14 protein-coding genes are annotated in these 17,526 nt (G+C 60.9%); 7 read left to right on the plus strand and 7 right to left on the minus strand.

What is annotated here, in order from left to right; all coding sequences use genetic code 11:
- Positions 1 to 3 precede the first annotated feature (3 nt).
- Complete coding sequence (locus tag AB4048_RS00575) at positions 4 to 1,086, minus strand: ABC transporter substrate-binding protein (protein WP_442199956.1); 1,083 nt, start codon at positions 1,084 to 1,086, stop codon at positions 4 to 6.
- A gap of 169 nt (positions 1,087 to 1,255) precedes the next feature.
- On the opposite strand from AB4048_RS00575, the gene AB4048_RS00580 reads away from it, so the two are divergent.
- Both AB4048_RS00580 and AB4048_RS00585 read left to right on the plus strand, forming a co-directional pair.
- The gene (locus AB4048_RS00580; RefSeq protein WP_442199957.1) at positions 1,256 to 1,750 is read left to right on the plus strand and encodes a flavin reductase; all 495 of its coding nucleotides are present in this window, start codon (positions 1,256 to 1,258) and stop codon (positions 1,748 to 1,750) included.
- A 40-nt stretch (positions 1,751 to 1,790) separates the two neighbouring features.
- Positions 1,791 to 2,111, plus strand: coding sequence for a TfoX/Sxy family protein (locus tag AB4048_RS00585; RefSeq protein WP_442199958.1), 321 nt, complete (start codon positions 1,791 to 1,793; stop codon positions 2,109 to 2,111).
- A gap of 38 nt (positions 2,112 to 2,149) precedes the next feature.
- On the opposite strand, the gene AB4048_RS00590 is transcribed toward AB4048_RS00585, so the two are convergent.
- The 5 genes from AB4048_RS00590 to AB4048_RS00610 form a co-directional block, all read right to left on the minus strand.
- A complete protein-coding gene (locus AB4048_RS00590; protein WP_442199959.1) occupies positions 2,150 to 2,575 on the minus strand; it encodes an NUDIX domain-containing protein in 426 nt (141 codons plus the stop codon).
- Positions 2,572 to 4,074 (minus strand): DEAD/DEAH box helicase, encoded by a 1,503-nt coding sequence (locus AB4048_RS00595; protein ID WP_442199960.1) that lies wholly within the window; start codon positions 4,072 to 4,074, stop codon positions 2,572 to 2,574. The genes AB4048_RS00590 and AB4048_RS00595 overlap by 4 nt, the downstream gene beginning before the upstream one ends.
- Before the next feature lie 243 nt (positions 4,075 to 4,317).
- On the minus strand, positions 4,318 to 5,610 hold the full coding sequence (locus AB4048_RS00600) for a peptidoglycan DD-metalloendopeptidase family protein (protein WP_442199961.1): 1,293 nt from the start codon (positions 5,608 to 5,610) through the stop codon (positions 4,318 to 4,320).
- Positions 5,611 to 5,728: 118 nt separating this feature from the next.
- Entirely contained in the window at positions 5,729 to 6,553 is an 825-nt protein-coding gene (locus AB4048_RS00605) for a ferritin-like domain-containing protein (RefSeq protein ID WP_442199962.1), read from the minus strand.
- 17 nt (positions 6,554 to 6,570) lie between these two features.
- Positions 6,571 to 7,038, minus strand: a complete 468-nt coding sequence (locus tag AB4048_RS00610; RefSeq protein ID WP_442199963.1) for a peroxiredoxin — start codon at positions 7,036 to 7,038, stop codon at positions 6,571 to 6,573.
- 126 nt (positions 7,039 to 7,164) lie between these two features.
- Here AB4048_RS00610 and AB4048_RS00615 point away from each other — a divergent pair, with 126 nt between their 5' ends.
- Positions 7,165 to 10,569 (plus strand): hypothetical protein, encoded by a 3,405-nt coding sequence (locus AB4048_RS00615; RefSeq protein ID WP_442199964.1) that lies wholly within the window; start codon positions 7,165 to 7,167, stop codon positions 10,567 to 10,569.
- 1,038 nt (positions 10,570 to 11,607) lie between these two features.
- Here AB4048_RS00615 and tyrS read toward each other — a convergent pair.
- Entirely contained in the window at positions 11,608 to 12,864 is a 1,257-nt protein-coding gene (gene tyrS, locus AB4048_RS00620; protein WP_442199965.1) for a tyrosine--tRNA ligase, read from the minus strand.
- Positions 12,865 to 12,993: 129 nt separating this feature from the next.
- Here tyrS and AB4048_RS00625 point away from each other — a divergent pair, with 129 nt between their 5' ends.
- The 4 genes from AB4048_RS00625 to AB4048_RS00640 all read left to right on the plus strand — a co-directional run bounded on the left by AB4048_RS00625 (position 12,994) and on the right by AB4048_RS00640 (position 17,401).
- On the plus strand, positions 12,994 to 14,148 hold the full coding sequence (locus AB4048_RS00625) for an anhydro-N-acetylmuramic acid kinase (protein ID WP_442199966.1): 1,155 nt from the start codon (positions 12,994 to 12,996) through the stop codon (positions 14,146 to 14,148).
- Between the two features lie 268 nt (positions 14,149 to 14,416).
- Complete coding sequence (locus AB4048_RS00630; RefSeq protein WP_442199967.1) at positions 14,417 to 15,292, plus strand: Hint domain-containing protein; 876 nt, start codon at positions 14,417 to 14,419, stop codon at positions 15,290 to 15,292.
- A 280-nt stretch (positions 15,293 to 15,572) separates the two neighbouring features.
- Positions 15,573 to 16,178: an ANTAR domain-containing response regulator gene (locus AB4048_RS00635; RefSeq protein WP_442199968.1), complete on the plus strand. Its 606-nt coding sequence runs from the start codon at positions 15,573 to 15,575 to the stop codon at positions 16,176 to 16,178.
- The gene (locus tag AB4048_RS00640; RefSeq protein ID WP_442199969.1) at positions 16,175 to 17,401 is read left to right on the plus strand and encodes a CmpA/NrtA family ABC transporter substrate-binding protein; all 1,227 of its coding nucleotides are present in this window, start codon (positions 16,175 to 16,177) and stop codon (positions 17,399 to 17,401) included. The genes AB4048_RS00635 and AB4048_RS00640 overlap by 4 nt, the downstream gene beginning before the upstream one ends.
- Positions 17,402 to 17,526: the final 125 nt, after the last annotated feature.

The following is a 17,526-nucleotide window of genomic DNA, read 5'->3' on the forward strand; positions in this document are numbered from 1 at the left end:
TCCTCACTCGGCGGCGGCATTGGCGGGCAGAAACTTGCCGCCTCTCCATTCGACGAGCCGAAAGGGATTGTCGGAAAGCTCATGGTCCGGTCCGAACTTGACGGCGCCGATAACGGTCGAAAACGTCGTGCCGATCAACTTCTCGAACAACGGCTTGTTTTCCGAAATGGCGCCGCCGACCGCCTGTCCGGCAACGAAGGCGGCCGCCGCCGCCGGCAACACGTAACCCTCCGGCTCGATGCCCTTGTCGCGCAATGCCTGTGCGATGGCTGCGGCTTCCGGCAGGCCTGCATAGTCGGGAAGTGCGACCGCCTGGACACCGATCGCAAGCGGCAGCGGCTGATCCGCCGAGCGCATGGCATCTCCGCCCATCAGCACGAGGGGTATGTTTTCAGCATGGGCGTCGCGGGCGATGATCGCCACGTCGGCCCGGTCGCCGCCGATGAAGATATGGGTGACGCCAGCTTTACTTAGGCGGCGAACGAGCCCGATCTGTTGGTCCTGACCGGGTCGGAAAGTGTCGACGAAGGCCGGCTTTAGCCCTTTTTCCTCAAGTGCGTTGCGAACCGCCTCGACCAGCTCACGGCCGTGGATCGTGCCGTCGTCGACAAGAGCGATCGGCTCTGCCGTCCAAGTCGTCAGGATGACGTCGACGATCTTTTCTGCCTCGTCGCCATCGACAGGCGCCATGCGAAACAAAGGCCAGCCGTTCTTCAACGCATCTTCCATAAGGATGCGCGAGCGTACGGAGACGGTGATGGCTGGAATGCCAGCTTCCTTCAGCCGGGGTAGCGCGCCTTCCAACGTTTCGGTGCAGAGGAACCCGACGGCAATCTGCACCTTGGCGTTGATCAGCGCTTCGGCCGCGGCCTTGCCGCCATCGACGGTGCAGGGCTCATCGACAGCGGTCACAGCATTCTTGGAGGCTTCAGCCTCGAAACCGGCGCCAGCGGCGATCTGGGCCCCAAGGCTTGCGAAGTTGCCTCCCGACGGCGCCACGACGCCGATGTTGACCCCCGCGGCATAGCTGGGCCCGGCTGCAAGAAGCAGTACCACAAAAACCGGAATGCTCAGCCGACTGTTCATGCTAGGGAGTAAATCCTGACAAATTCTCTTGCTCTTTTATCCGGCCCTTGCTTGCCGTCAAAGAAAAAGCAGCGAAGTCAGGTGCTTTTGGCATTCTTCATTGTAGAAAAGCTAAGGCCTCGCGGCCATATTTACGCTAGAGCATGAGTGAGACCGCAGGAGAGACTAGGTGTTGGATAAGCAGCATATGGACCCGATGCGATATCGTGACGCGATGAGCCGTTATGCGGGGCATGTGCAACTGGTGACGACGGCGCTCGGAAAGGAGCGGCGAGGGGTTACGATCACGGCTGCCTGTTCGGTGTCCGACAGTCCGCCGAGCGTGCTGATCTGCCTCAACAACAGCAACCGGAAAAACGATATCTTCCTGGAAAGCTCGATCTTCGCGCTGAACACTCTAGGCGCCCAGCATCGCGGCCTTGCCGATGCCTTTTCCGGTAAGACCCACCTCACAAACGACGAGCGCTTCGACAGCGGAAATTTCGAAACGCTTGTCACCGGCGCGCCGGTGCTTGCCGATGCGCTCGCCGTCTTCGATTGCCGCGTTACCGAAGTGCACCGCGGCTCGACCCATAACGTCATCTTCGGCACGGTGGTCGGCGTCCATTTCAGCGACGCCCAGCCCGCACTTCTCTATTGGAACCGGGATTATCATACGCTCTAGATCTGGAGCCGGATGATTTCAGCTGGTCGAGGGCGCAGGAATGGAAAATATCGACATCGAAGAGATGTTTCAGTCACTTGGCCCAGTGACGATCAAGCGTATGTTCGGCGGCAAGGGCATCTACCATCTCGGCCGCATCGTGGCCGTGGAGGTGAGGGGGGAAATGCTCCTGAAGGCAGATGGAGTGAGCGCGCCTGAATTTGAGACGGCGGGCGCTCGCCAATGGGCCTATGAAGGAAAGCAGGGCAAGCCCGTCAACATGCCTTACTGGTCGATACCCGAAGACGCCTTCGACGATCCCGACGTCATGGCCCATTGGGTGGCGCTCGCCTATGAGGCGGCTGTTCGCGCCGAGAAGTAAGTGGAAATCCGTCGCTAGGACGAGGGAGATCGGAGCCGCTACCGCAGCTCGTCTTCGGTGAGGTGCGCGATTGCGGCCTGCGTAAACGCTGAGAGCGGCTGCGGCAGATCGTTGCGGCCGAACCAGCCGAAGTCGGATAGCTTGTCGGGTTCCATCAGCCGCGGCTCGCCCGACACGTCCTCGGTGACATAGATCAGGGACAGCCAATGCTGGCGGTCCGCTTCGATAATATGTTCGGTGGTGCACAGAAGCGCCATCTTGCCGACGGAAAGGCCGCTTTCTTCCTCCGCCTCGCGGCGGGCGGCAGCTTCGGCCGGTTCCATATGATCGACCTTGCCGCCGACGATGTTCCAATAGCCTGCCTCAGGCGCCCTCATGCGCCTGTAGAGGAGGATCTTGCCGTCGCGAAGGATGGCAAGACCTGTACCGAGGCCGGGAAAATCGATGCCGGGCTTGGCCGTCATGCCTTGGCGTTGGCGACAATCAGCATGAAGGCGGGAATATCGTCGCCGAAGCCAACCGGCGTCGGGCCGTCGTCGTGGTCGCGATGGTAGCGGCGGCGGTCACGGTTGTCGTCGTTGGCCGGATAGGGGCGGCTGTTGCGCGCGCCGTTGTTGGACTTCTGCTCTGCCTTGCGCTCGTTCTTCACGGTCTCGACCTTTGCCGGTGCTGCTGCTGCTGCAACCTGTTCCGTTACAGTATGATCGGCTTCGATATCAGATTTGTGACCCGAGCCGCCACGGCCACCCCTGCGGCCGCGATCCTTTTCCTTGTCCTTGACGCCGCGGCGTGGACGTTCGCTGTCGCGGCTCTCGTCCACCGGCGGAAGCGCCGTCAGATCGCCGTTCAGCCACGCCACCTTTTCACCGATCAGCTTCTCGATCGCGTCCGTATGCTTGGTTTCGCGCTTGGTCACGATCGTGAACGCGGCGCCCGAGCGACCGGCGCGGCCGGTGCGGCCGATGCGGTGGACATAATCTTCCGAGTGGATCGGAACGTCGAAATTGAAGACGTGCCCGACATCGGGCAGATCGAGACCGCGAGCCGCCACGTCGGAAGCAACCAGGAGCTGGATCTGGCCGTCGCGGAAACTCTGCAGCATATTGGTACGCGACCGCTGGTCCATGTCGCCATGCAGCGCGCCGACCGAGAAGCCGTGCCTATCGAGCGAACGGAAGAGATCGGCGACGTCCTTCTTGCGATTGCAGAAGATGATCGCGTTCTTGAGGTCGGTCTGGGCGCGGATCAGGTCGCGCAGCGTCGAGCGCTTCTCATAATCCTTGCCGTGCGAGGCGACGAAGCGCTGCGTCACGGTCATTGCGGCCGTGGCAGGCTTCGCCACTTCGATGCGCTCAGGGTTTTGCAAGAAGCGATCGGCCAGCTTCTGGATCTCCGACGGCATGGTTGCCGAGAAGAACAGCGTCTGGCGGGTAAAGGGAATAAGCTTCGCGATGCGTTCGATATCGGGGATGAAGCCCATGTCGAGCATGCGGTCGGCCTCGTCGATGACCAGGATCTCAACGCCGCTCATCAGAAGCTTGCCGCGCTCGAAATGGTCAAGCAGGCGGCCGGGCGTGCAGATTAGCACGTCGGCGCCGCGCTCAAGCTTGCGGTCCTGGTCCTCGAAGGAGACGCCGCCGATCAGAAGCGCGATGTTGAGGCGGTGATTCTTGCCGTACTTCTCGAAGTTCTCGGCGACCTGCGCTGCGAGTTCGCGCGTCGGCTCGAGGATGAGGGTGCGCGGCATACGCGCACGGGCGCGGCCCTTTTCAAGGAGGGTCAGCATCGGCAGCACGAACGACGCCGTCTTGCCGGTACCGGTCTGCGCGATGCCGCAGATATCGCGGCGCTGGAGCGCGAATGGGATGGCGCCAGCCTGGATCGGGGTCGGTATCGTGTAGCCGGCGTCGGTGACGGCGGAGAGGACTTTTTGGCTCAGGCCAAGGTCAGCGAATGTTGTCAAAGGGGGGGCTATTTCCGTTCCGTTCGGTCGAGCTCTGGATGAGTCGACACGCGTTGCATGCGGCAATGCAGCGCCACATAGTCCCAAAGGTCCACGGAGTCAAGGAAAGGCGCGGTTTTGCGCCGTTCTTCGGTTAAAGATGCCGCAATTTTTCAAGTCGCTTTGGACTTTCCGTAGTTTTGCTGAATTAACGTCCGGATTTTTCAGGTCAAGAGCGGCCGGAAAACTTCGCCGTTCACAAGACTAGTCGATGTAGCTCGCCAGCTTGGCGCCAGCGCGGACGAAGTAGAGAGGGTCGATGGGGTGGCCATCCTCGCGCACTTCGTAGTGCAGGTGAGTTCCCGTTGAGCGGCCGGTGCTGCCGGCAAGCCCGACGATGCCACCGGTCTTGACGGTGTCGCCAACCTTGACCAGGATTTCTGTCATGTGCCCGTAGCGCGTGGAAATGCCATTGCCATGGTCGACCTCGACCATGTTGCCGTAACCGCCGGCCCATCCGGCCGATATCACCTTGCCAGGCGCCGTGGCGGTGACCTTCTCACCCGGCGCGAAGCGGAAATCGACACCGGTATGGAGCGCAAGCCGGCCGAAGAAAGGATCCTTGCGGTTGCCGAACAGGCTGGTGATTTCCCGTCCCGGGGCCGGATTGCGGAAGGGCAGGCTTTCGGCTTCTCCGCGTATGGCTTCGAGGTGGGTGAGTGCCGCGTCGAGATCGACGAGCGACTGATCGAAAGCATCTTCGCCCGCGGGCGGCACATAAGGGCCGCCGACAGCGTCTTCCACATCGGTGCTTGCGCTTGCGTTCGGCAGGCTGACGCCGACATGCTTGATGATCGACGCGATGTTATCAGCCGTTTCCGAGGCGCCGGTCGTCAGTTGCTGAATGCGCGTCAGTTGGTCCTGCTCGATGCGCTTCAACGACAGCGTGACCTTCGAAAAGACGCGGTCGGCGCGGTCGGCTACCGTTTCGGGTGCCGGGACATAGGCGAGTGTAACATTGTCGGGCGTCGCATCAGTGGGGCCACCCGCGAGGCTGGCTTCGATCGCCTTCAGGCCGCCTGCGAGCGCCGCATGCTCGTTCTTCGCGGCGGGCTTGCCCTTGGCGTCCGGCAAATCCTTGTCCATCAGGCCGGAATTTTCGGCGCGGTCGAGCAGGGCGTCGAGCTTGCCGTGACGTGAAGAAAGCGCTTCCTGCTGCTGCAGCAGTTTTTCGACCTTGTCTTCGACGACCTGCTGATCGAGAAGCTGCCGGGAGGTGACGCGGTCAACTTGCGCGCGCAGCGCGGCGATCCGGTCTTCGTAGTCGTATTGCATGCGCGCCTGGCGGGCCATGGTGGCCCCGATCAGGTCGTCGCGCAGAACCAGATAAGACGTGGCGAGTAGGTAGCCGATGGCGAAGATTGCGACGACCGTCAGGCCAACTGCTGCCATCCATGGGCGGACGGCCATATGCCGCACCTTGCTGCCGCTTGCCAGGATGATGAAGTGCTGCTCAGTCCGTCTTCCGAAAACCCGGTTCTGATGCCCGATCGTCACGGAGAATCTCCCAGTTGCCGCCTTCCAGCGCGAATGGGCCGATTACACTGCATTAAGGTTAATATTTGCTTTCGCTCGCCGGTCGCCTGCAGGGTAAACGCATGGAATGCCTTGCGGATCAGGCATTGCTGATCGCGGTCAGCGATCGGTAGAACGAAGGCGTCAGCCCCGCCTCGGCGCGGGCGATGTCGTTGAACGGCGCTTTGAGCGAGCCGCGGAAATTCGCCCGTACCAGTTCCTGGAAGGTGCGTGCGGGATCCCGCTTTTCGCGGGCGCAAAGGAAGCGGAACCATTTGGCGCCCACGGCGACGTGCCCCTTCTCGTCGTTGTAGATGACGTCGAGCACGGCCGCGCTTTCGAGATCGCCGGTCTCGCGCATCTTCGCTTGCAGGGCGGGCGTGACATCGAGGCCGCGCGCCTCGAGAATAAGCGGCACGACGGCGAGCCGCGCCGTCAGATCGTTGCGTGTGGCGTGCGCCGCCTGCCAGAGGCCGTCATGGGCGGGCAGGTCGCCGTAGTCCGCGCCCATGTCGCGCAGGCGCTCCCGCACCATGCGGAAGTGCTTGGCTTCCTCGAAGGCCACCTGCATCCAGCCGTCGAAAAAGGAGTTGGGAACCGGCTCGGTCGCGAATCGGGCCACGATATCAAGCGCCAGATCCACGGCGTTGAGTTCGATGTGGGCGATCGCATGGAGAAGCGCGATGCGGCCCTTGGTGGTGTGCAGCGAGCGCTTTTTCATATGTTTCGGCGGGATAAGCTCCGGCTTTTCGGGCCGTCCGGGCCGCTCAGGAAGCGGCGGGTCGAGCGGCGAGCGCAGCGACAGGCTGCGCTCGAACCATCGGGTCGCCGACAGCTGTGCAAGCGTGGTCTTCAGATCGAGGTCGGCCGAGCGGATGGCTTCGATCGCGCCGCCGCGCAGCGAGGTAATGACAGGTAGCGACATGGTCTGACCAGGCGCTCTCAAAGGCTCTTGACCGCCTGAAGCACCTCTTCGGCATGGCCGTCAACCCTAACCTTCTCCCAGATCCTGACGATTAGGCCATCCGCGTCGATGAGGAAGGTCGTTCGCTCGACGCCCATGTACTTGCGGCCGTACATGCTCTTCTCTTTCCATACGCCATAGGCCTCCAGGATGGACTTCTCCTCGTCGGAAGCAAGGGCGACGCCAAGCGCGTGCTTCTTGACGAATTTATCATGGCGCTTGACCGAATCCGGCGACATGCCGAGAAGTGCGGCGCCGGCCGCCGAGAATTGCGGCGCAAGTGCGGTGAAGGAAATCGATTCGACCGTGCACCCTTGCGTGTCGTCCTTGGGATAGAAGAACAAGGCGAGCGGCTTTCCCTTGAATTGCGAAAGCTGGACACGCCCTTCACCGTCGCGGGGGAGGTCGAAATCAGGGGCATGATCGCCTATGCCGAGTTCGGCCATGGGAAAACCTTTCTTTTGCCAGTATTTTGCATGACTATAGCCGCGTCGATATATAGTGGCGAAGCATGCCGTCCAGTCTTACGCTGCGTCATCCAGAAAAAAACAAAGAACGGGAAACGCACGGCGGTGATCCGAGGCGAAAAGGTAAAATTCCGCAAGCAGGATATCGTCTCTCTCGATCGGCTGCCGTCGTCGCAGGTCGAGGATTCTATCCTCGTGAACTGCCCGCCGCCAGCCCGCCGCCGCTCCCATCTGGGCCATGCGGCACGGATCACTTGCCTCTTCGTCGCCCTCATTCTGCTGGTTCTCGGTGCTTTTGTCGGCACGGTGGAAAGCGGCGTTTTCGACAAGCCTTTGTCGCTCAAGGCTCAGGCCGCACTCGATTCGGCCATCGGTCCCGACTATACCGCCGAGGTTGGTTCCACGGTGGTTCGCTTTACCAGAGGTTTGCGACTGGCGCTCGTCGCGCGCGACGTGAAGATGATCGAGCGCGTGAGCGGCAAGCACCTGTCGACGGCCGACAGCGTGCGGCTCGTACTTGATCCCTTGGCCTTATTGGATGGACGGATCGTGGTCGCCGATGTCAATGCCAAAGGCATCGCGCTCGACACCACCCTCTTGCCCGAAAGCGACCCAATCGATCCGGCCATGCTTCGCGTTGATCGCATCCCGGTCGGCGTGGAGGCGATCTTCTCCAATCTCGATTTTCTTCGCCAGGTCGTCACGCGCGGCGGCACGGAGGCGATGCAACTCTCCGGATTGGCGTTGAAGATCGCCCGCCAGGACGGCAGGCCGCCGCTTTCGGTGATCGTCGACAGCCTTGCATTTTCTCAGCCTGATGCCGCAACGCTCAGGTTGAACGGTCAGATATCGATCGAGGGGGTTCCGGCGACAGTGGATGTCGTGGCCAAACAGGAACTGGGCAAATCCCACGCTCTGACGGCATCGATCAAGCATCTCGACCTGGCGTCCCCGACCTTGGCCTATACCCCGCAGGGTCAGCCGCGCCAGGGGATCAAAAGTTTCGCCGACGCGACCGTTTCGGCCGAGCGCGGCAGCAATGGTGGCGAGCCGACGCTGAAAGCGGCCATCACTCTTGAGCCTGGCACGCTGTACATGGATCGTGACGATCAGCTTCTCTCCGGCGCCAACATCAATCTCACCTACAACGCGAGCCACAAGACACTGGAAATCCTGCCGTCGGAGGCGCATTTCCAGGCGACCACTATCCCGTTCAGCGGCGCGTTGATCGATCTCGATCGTATAGATCCGCAGGCGGAAAAAGGCTTCGGCATCGATTTCGTGATCAAAAACGGCACGGCTGCACCACTGGCGTCCGGCGAGGCGCCGCTCACCTTCGATGGGCAGGCAAATGGCCGCTACCTGACGGATGCGCGAGAATACCAGTTCGACAATATCGCCGTGTCGAGCCCGCTCGGCGCTCTCTTCGGCTCGCTGAAGCTCAGAATGGGTGGGGATTCGCCGGAAGTCAGTTTCGGCGGGCGCGCCGAGATGCTAAAGACCACGGCCATCAAGCAGCTCTGGCCTTTCTGGATGTCGACAAAGGCGCGCAACTGGGCCCAGACCAACCTTTTCGGCGGAACCGTCACCAACGCGACGATATCCGTTTTCATTCCTCAGGGACGGCTAGCCGAGGCGGCAGTAAGCGGCGGACTGAAGCTCCAGGAAAACGAACTGCACATCGCCTTCGATATCGCCGACACCCGCATGAACGTGCCGGGCGAAATTCCTCCGATCCGTGATTTGGGCGGCCATTTCGATCTCACCGGACCAGACTTGAAGGTCGACGTGAAGAGCGGAACATCCTATTTTCCCTCTGGCCGAGCTGTCGTGCTTGGCCCGAGCAGCTTCTCCATACCCTCCACCTACGACAAGCCTCTGATGGCCAAAATGAAGCTCGCCTTGTCGGGCGAGGCCGAGGCCATCGGCGAATTGCTGACGTTCGAGCCGTTGCGTGTCCTTCAGCGCACCGAGTTCAAGCCTGATGATTTCGGCGGAAACGTCAGCGCCGACGTCGAGGCAACGCTCGGGCTGATCAATGACCAACATCCGCCGCGCCCGGTCTGGAAAGCGACGCTCGATCTTCAGAAGGTGGATATATCCAGGCCGGTTTCAGGTCGAAGGATCACCAAGGTGGACGGGCGCATAGAGGCTGATCCCGAGCGTGTGCATTTGACCGCCGATGCGCAGATCGACGGTCTGCCGGTCGAGATCAATATGACCGAGCCGACGGAGGCAAATTCCAGCGTCAAGCGCGAACGCATCATCACGGTGACACTCAACGACCAGCAGCGGGAAAAGCTTGTACCGGGCGTGTCTGATGTGATCGACGGCCCGATCACGGTCGAACTTACGCGGCTCGACGATGACCGGCAGGGCGTGAGCATCGATCTTGCCAAGTCGACATTGACTGTCCCGTGGATAGGCTGGTCAAAGGGCAGCGGCATTCCGGCCACCGCCGAATTCGAGGCAAGCGGGCCGACGGACCAGCTTTCCATCCGGAACTTCGTGCTCAAGGGCGATGGGTTCGGCGTCGCGGGCGACATGACGGTCGGAAAGAACGGGCTATCGCAAGCCAATTTCTCGAGGGTTCGCCTGTCGAGTGCGGATGACTTCTCGCTGGTGCTCAAGCGTGCCAAATCCGGTTTCGATATCTCCATCTCGGGCGAGGCGGCGGATGTGCGCCCCATTGTCAAGCGGCTGAAATCGTCGGGCCGTGGAAACGACGGCCACTCGCTCGACGCGACGATCCGCGCCAAGCTGGATAAGGTCGTCGGCTTCAATGACGAGACAATCGGCAATGTCAACTTGGCCTATTCGATTGCCGACGGCCGGGTCACGGCGGCCGACTTCTCCGGCGTGACGCGCAGCGGTCAGGCGGTGGTGAGTGAACTGGTCAAGGGCGGAGCAAACGGCACGATCCATGTCACCAGCGGCGACGCCGGGGCGGTGGCGCGTTTTGCCGACATCTACCGCAACATGAAGGGCGGGCTGCTCAATCTTTCTCTGCGTGGTGCAGGCGAGGATCGCTGGGAAGGCTCCATCGACATCAGGAATTTTGCCATCGTCAACGAAAAGCGTCTGCAGTCGATCGTCTCGACCCCGACCGGTCGAGGCGGGGAGAGCCTGAGCTCGGCCGTGAAGCGCGAGATCGACACGAGTTCGCAGAACTTCCAGCGCGGCTTTGCCCACCTCGTCGTACGCGGCGGAGCCATCGCGGTCGAAAACGGCGTGGTTCGCGGCGAGCAGGTCGGCGCGACCTTCCAGGGCATCCTCAAGAATGCGGCGGGCAATATCGACCTGACGGGCACTTTCATGCCGGCCTATGGCCTCAACCGGCTGTTCGCCGAGGTGCCGATCGTCGGCTTCCTGCTCGGCAACGGCAAGGACCGCGGCTTGATCGGCATCACCTTCAAGCTGACCGGCGACTTCGATTCCCCCAACCTGGCGATCAACCCGCTGTCGATCATCGCGCCGGGCGTCTTCCGCCAGATTTTCGAGTTCCAATAAGCGCCTAGCCGGACGATTTCAGGTCGGACCGCCGTGAAATCTAACCGTCTGTAGATCAACCATCCAGAGCATGACGCTTTGCGAAAGCTAGGCATATTTCTGACACCATGCTCTTGGCGCCATCGCTATGCGCTAGAGACGGCCGGGATTACGAATACGGTGAAAGCTGTGGGTTTAGATTGAAGAAAGAATTATAGACAACTTTTCCGCGACATGGCATTTTCCGGACCCTACGATGGGGCCTGCCAGTTGACCGAAATCAAGAATTCACCTCGCTTCAAGCCGTTGATGCTTGGCGACTTCCAGTTCATCACTTAAGAATGTTTGGGTTAGAGCTTGCTGAAGGCGACGTGACCTTCACCATCCCGGCACAGCAGCATGCTTTGAAATCCCACCCCGGCACATACATATCGTGCTTGCCGTACTTGGCCCAGACTGTCGTCGATCCGACACATGTGGGACAATCACCAAAACACGCTGGTCAGGGATTCGAGCTAGTGCGTGCGGTCAATGCGGCAGGGCTCATAATTTTGGTCGCAGTGCTGATAAAGCCCACCAAGCGGGGCATATATATTGTTAAGTCGACATATCCGATTGATAGCGGCAAACTTGAAAATCGGCTTCGAAAGGGTCATCTTATATCAACAAAATAAAAAACCCCGCACGCGGCGGGGCTTTCTATTTTCGCTAGGTTGCCAAGTCCCAGATCTCTTCACCTTTCGGCTACTAACCCTTGCGGGTGCGTGGGGAGGCCGTTACCACCTCGAAACTGTTGATCCGTATATGGGCTATGTACGAGTGTTTGTCAACGTTTCTGTCGGTCACTTGTATGCGCCTGCATCCTTGGCGCGCAAAGGTTCACTGTACATCCACTACTCCCCACATTGCGCTGCCAGTTTCAGGTCCGGGCGACGGCATCTGCTCCTAGCAGCACATGGGCTTGCAACACACCTGGCTCCCGGCCCTTGTGACAAACGACGAAGCCGGCGATTGCCGCCGGCTTCCTTGAATTATCGACCCGGACAAGTGTTTTGCCAATCAGGCCTCTGGGCGGATCAGAATGTGCTTCTTCTTGCCGAGAGAGAGCTTGATGACGCCGTCGGCGGTGACTTCGCCGCTGCCGATGATCTTGCGCTCGTCGCTGACCGCCTCGTCGTTGACGCGCACAGCACCGCCTTGAACATGCCGACGGGCCTCTCCGTTGGAAGCGGCAAGACCGGCGCGGACGATCAACGCGAGCAGGCCGATCCCGGCATCGAGATCAGAGGCGGAAACGTCGACCGACGGCAGGTTGGCGGCAAGGCTGCCTTCCTCGAAGGTTTTGCGGGCGGTTTCGGCGGCATCTTCGGCGGCGACGCGCCCGTGCAGGATCGCCGTAACTTCCGTGGCGAGGATCTTCTTCACCTCGTTGATTTCCGAACCGGCAAGAGCGCTCAGCCGCGCTATCTCGTCCATCGGCAGCGTCGTGTAGAGCTTGAGGAAGCGCGAGACGTCGGCATCCTCGGTGTTGCGCCAGTACTGCCAGAAATCATAGGCCGACAGCATGTCGGCGTTCAGCCAGACCGCTCCCGTCGCCGACTTGCCCATCTTCGCGCCCGACGAGGTCGTCAGAAGTGGCGAGGTCAGCGCGTAAAGCTGCTTGGTCCCCATGCGGTGACCGAGGTCGATGCCGTTGACGATGTTGCCCCACTGATCGGAACCGCCCATCTGCAGGCGGCAGTCGTAGCGCTTGGCAAGCTCGACAAAGTCGTATGCCTGCAGGATCATATAGTTGAACTCGAGGAAGGACAGCGACTGCTCGCGGTCGAGGCGGGTCTTGACGCTGTCGAAAGACAACATGCGGTTGACCGAGAAATGGCGGCCGACATCGCGCAAGAATTCGAGATAGTTGAGCGAGCGCAGCCATTCGGCGTTGTTGATCATCAACGCATCTCTTTGACCTTCCCCGTAGGTCAGGTAATTGGAGAAGACGCGCTTGATCGAGGCGATGTTCTCCTCGATCTTGTCGACGGTCATCAGCTGCCGCGCTTCCTCCTTGAAGGAGGGGTCGCCGACCATGCCGGTGCCGCCGCCCATCAGCGAGACGGCTCGGTGGCCGGTCGCCTGCAACCAATGCAGCATCATGATCTGGATGAGCGAGCCGGCATGCAGGCTCGGCGCTGTCGGGTCAAAGCCGATATAGGCAGTCACGATTTCCTTGGCGAACAGATCGTCGAGGCCGGCCTCGTCGGAAATCTGGTGTATGAAGCCGCGCTCCTGGAGGGTGTGAAGGAAATCGGATTTGAATTCGGGCATGGTCTCTGTCTCTTGGACGCCGGCTGCGGGGTGAGGCGGCGAAAACGCTATTGTTGAACCGTTGCGGCGCGTTTAGCACTGTTTTGTAGATCAGTCACCACTTGGATAACGTGCTTTGGGCGAGGGCGCATGAGCGAAATGAGAACGGCGATCGGGTTGATGAGCGGCACGTCGATGGACGGGATCGATGTGGCGCTGGTTCGAACGGATGGGCTCGCCCAGGTCGAGCGCGGGCCGTTTCTCTCGGTTCCCTATGATGCCGGTTTCCGTGCGCGGCTGAAGGCGGGGCTTGTCGATGCGCGCACAATCGAAGACCGCAGCCAGCGGCCGGGCGATCTCGTCCTCCTCGAGCGGGACCTGACGCTGCTGCACGCCGTCGCGGTCCGCACGTTCCTTCATGTCAACGGCCTCAGCGCCGCGGAGATCGATGTCATCGGGTTTCATGGACAGACCGTTCTCCATCGGCCGGATGCCGGGCTGACGGTGCAGCTCGGCGACGGGCCTCTTCTCGCCGCCGAAACCGGCATCGACGTCGTCTACGATATGCGGGCGAATGACATGGTTCACGGCGGCCAGGGCGCGCCGCTGGTTCCCGCCTACCATCAGGCGCTCGCGGCGGGGCAGGGCCAAACGGACGCGCGTCCCCTGGCTTTCGTCAACATCGGTGGGATTTCCAACCTGACATTCGTCGGCGATGGCGATCCTGTCGCCTATGATAGCGGCCCAGGCAATATGCTGATCGACCAGTGGGTGGAGTTGCATACGGGGCAGGCCTTCGACGAGGGCGGCCGCCTTGCCGCCGGCGGCGTCGTCGATGAGGCGCTGGCGGCCCGCTATCTGCGCCATCCCTTCTTCACCGCCAATATCAGGCGCTCGCTCGACCGTGGCGATTTCGTGGTGCCGGCAAAGCATGAGATCGGCCTTGCCGACGGCGCAAGAACGCTCGCCCATGTCGCTGCCGCCTCCATCCTCAGTGCCGCCCGCCATTTGCCCGCGCAGCCCAAGACCTGGATCGTCGGCGGCGGCGGACGCCTGAACGGCACCATCATGGCCGACCTTCGCGCGCTGGCCGCCGAAAAGGGAGCTCAAGTACTGGCCGCCGAGGATGCCGGCTTTAACGGTGACGCGATGGAGGCCGAAGCCTGGGCCTATCTCGCGGTTCGCTCGCTGGACGGACTGCCGCTGACATTTCCGGGGACGACCGGGGTGAGCGAGCCTGTGTCCGGCGGGGTTCTGGCGAGAACGTCGTCGCTAGGCAAGGCCGGATATCATTCTCCAGATTGAATGGAAAAATGGAAACGGCGATCGATAATGGTTTGGCGCCGTGTTCGTCGACAACGTCAGCTTTCCAAGATCGCGGCCGCTCGTTGCCCTTCCTCTCCCTCGACATTTGCTGGCAGTCGAACCCTCATCCGAAAGGCGAGCGTCCATCGTCTTTTGAATGATATCGGCGATTTTTGGTGGGTCGGGCACCCCAATAGGCCAACTTTCAAAAATGGAAGTTGAAGCAGAATATCATGCAAAGCAGTCGTAACCCGAAAAGGAGATTGCTATGTCTTCAAGGGAGAGGGGACCCTCACAGCTTAACCTCGCGCGACGTCATTTCCTCGGGCTGGCTGCTGCGACGGGTGCCAGGGTAGCGGCGATCGGTACTCTCACGGCGACGATATTGCCTTCGTTCAGTGCCCAAGCCGGGAACGGCAATGGCAATGGGAACGGTAATGGGAATGGCAACGGGAATGGAAATGGCAACGGGAATGGCAACGGTCTCCGGTGCTTTCTCCGGGGCACCTCCATTTTGACCCCAACGGGCGAAGTTTGCGTCGAGAAACTTCAGGTCGGTGATCTTGTCGAAACGGTGCGCGGCCAGGCCCTGCCGGTAAAATGGATTGGCCGGGACGTTTATAAGCGAAGCGGTCTATTCTGGAATGCCGAGGTAGTGCCGATCCGTGTTTCGCGACACGCGCTGGATGACCGGACGCCTCACAGGGACCTCTATCTCTCCCCTGGTCACGCCTTGTTCATCGATGGCCACCTCATTCTCGTTAAAGATCTTGTCAATGGGAGCTCCATCGCGCCGGCCACTCCTGGGGACGGAGAGGTAATCGAGTATTTCCACGTTCTGCTCGAAACCCATGAAGTCGTCCTCGCCGAAGGAGCGCCTGCCGAGACCTTGTTTCTCTGGGGAGACAGCCACGAACGCTTCACGAATTTCGCTGAATTCAAGCGCCTCTATCCTGCTGGCCTTCCGATGACGCGATTTGCACCGATCGCGGGTTTTGAATCCGGCCGCGATCATCTGAAGGCTCTCCTCCAGTTCGGGATGCGTCCATTTCTCCCCGGGCTTGAACCACTATCTGACCCACGCGAACCGATACTCCGTGCCCACGCGAGAATTGCAGCACGCGCCGAGCGTCTCTTGGCGTGAAACGACCTCATGCCGGGTGTGAGGAGCGTTAAGTTTAGGCTTCTCCAGTATATCTAAATTGGCGGGCAAAAGGCCCGCTGTATCACGCTTATGCGCGCCATCCATAGCGAACCGCCCGCTGTTGATGTTGCTAGGCGTTGACCAGAGACGGCAATCTGACATTGTACTTTAAACGAAGAACGGCCACGATTCCCAGCGTGCCGTAGGGCTGGTGGCGTATGCAATCTCTGAGAGCGTGGAATACCCCGTCTTGGTTCGCCAGGGGTGACGCGGTGGCCAGATGACAGTAGCCAGCAGCCTGATCGTACTGGTCATAGATGAGAACCGCATCCGCGCCTCCGTCATTGAAGAGGGGCTGCGTGAGGCTGGCTACAGTCGGGTTACGATCATCCACGATATGCAGGGGCTTGCGCGGCGCATCGCTGAGATCAATCCCGACGTGATCGTCATCGATCTCGAAAACCCCAACCGCGATATGCTCGAGAGCTTCTTCCAGATCTCGCGCGCGGTTCAGCGGCCGATCGCGATGTTCGTCGACAAGTCCGACGAGGCCTCCATCGAGGCGGCGGTCGACGCGGGCGTCTCAGCCTATATCGTCGACGGCCTGAAACAGGAACGCGTCCGGCCAATCCTCAAGATGGCGATCACTCGGTTCAACGCCTTTTCGCGACTGAGCCGCGAGCTTGAAGAGGCACGCAGCGAACTGGAAAACCGCAAGCTGATCGAGCGTGCCAAGGGATTGCTGATGCGCTCGCGCGGGATCTCGGAAGAGGCTGCCTACGCGATGCTGCGGAAAACCGCCATGAACCAGAACAGGAAGATCGTCGAGATCGCCCAGAGTCTCGTCACCGCCGCGAGCCTTCTCGATCCAGGAACGGACGCATGACGAAAACCTACGATATCACAGCGGGCTTCGTGCCTCTGCTGGACAGCGCGCTTCTTGTGGTCGCGAAGGAAAGAGGCTTTGCCAAGGGCGAGAACGTCGATCTCACTCTTGTTCGCGAGCGGTCATGGGCATCGATCAGGGATCGATTGGCGGTCGGGCATATCGAAGTCGCCCATATTCTCGCGCCGATGCCAATCGCTTGCAATCTCGGGCTGACGGCTCCGGCGCCGCGTATGATCGTGCCGATGGCGCTCGGCCTCGGGGGCAATGCGGTGACGGTGGCAGCCGAACTTTGGCGGCAAATGGCCGATCACGGTGCAAGCGGCGATCTCGATGCGCGCTCAAGCGGCCAAGCCCTGCGGCGTGTGATTTCCGGGCGGACGGGCGAAAGGTTGCGCTTCGGCGTCGTTCACCCCTATTCGGGCCACAACTACGAGCTGCGCTACTGGCTTTCCGCAAGCGGCATCGATCCCGACCGAGATATAGAGATCGTCATCCTACCGCCGCCAGACATGGCCGATGCGCTGAAAGAGAACGTCATTGACGGCTATTGCGCCGGCGAGCCGTGGAATACCTTTGGCGTTCTGGAGCGCGGTGCGCATCTTGCCACCGTCAAGGCCGCGATCTGGAAATCGAGCCCGGAAAAGGTGCTGGGGGTGAACGGCCGCTGGGCAGATTCCCATCCTGAGGCACTCGCGGCGCTCTTGAACGCGCTCTACAAGGCCTCGCTCTGGTGCGCCGATCGCGCCAACCACGAGGAGCTTGCAGCGCTGCTTGCCAAGCCCGCCTATATCGATCGGCCGGCGGAATGGCTGCTCCCGGCGCTGACGGGCGTGCTTTCGATCGGCGGTAACGAGACGCACGCCGTCAAGGATTTCTTCGTTCCGAACGCGAAGGCGGCGACGTTCCCCTGGAAGAGCCACGCATTGTGGTTCTACACGCAGATGGTCCGCTGGGGCCAGGTTGCCCACAGCAAGCCGCATCGGCAGGTCGCCGCCAACACCTTTCGGCCGGACATCTACCGCGAGGCGCTGAAGACGCTGGGCGTCGCCATGCCTTCGGCGAGCGCCAAGGTGGAAGGCGCCTTGCAGGTCGAAACCCCCGTCGGCTCCAGCGGCGCCCTGACGCTCGGTCCAGACGGTTTCTTCGACGGCAATCTTTTCGATCCCGACCGCCTCGACGACTATATCGCTGCCCAAAAATCGGGGCAGTCCGGCGCCTAGATTATAAGCACTGCACAATTTTTAGCATTCTCGGCGACCGCGTTTGCGGCAATGCACTGCGTATCGCGGTCGATTTTCGCTGAAAACCGTGAAGCGCACCCTTTTTTTGAAATTGGCACGCCCCT

The organism is Rhizobium sp. RAF56, assembly GCF_052113965.1.
GTDB lineage: Bacteria > Pseudomonadota > Alphaproteobacteria > Rhizobiales > Rhizobiaceae > Rhizobium.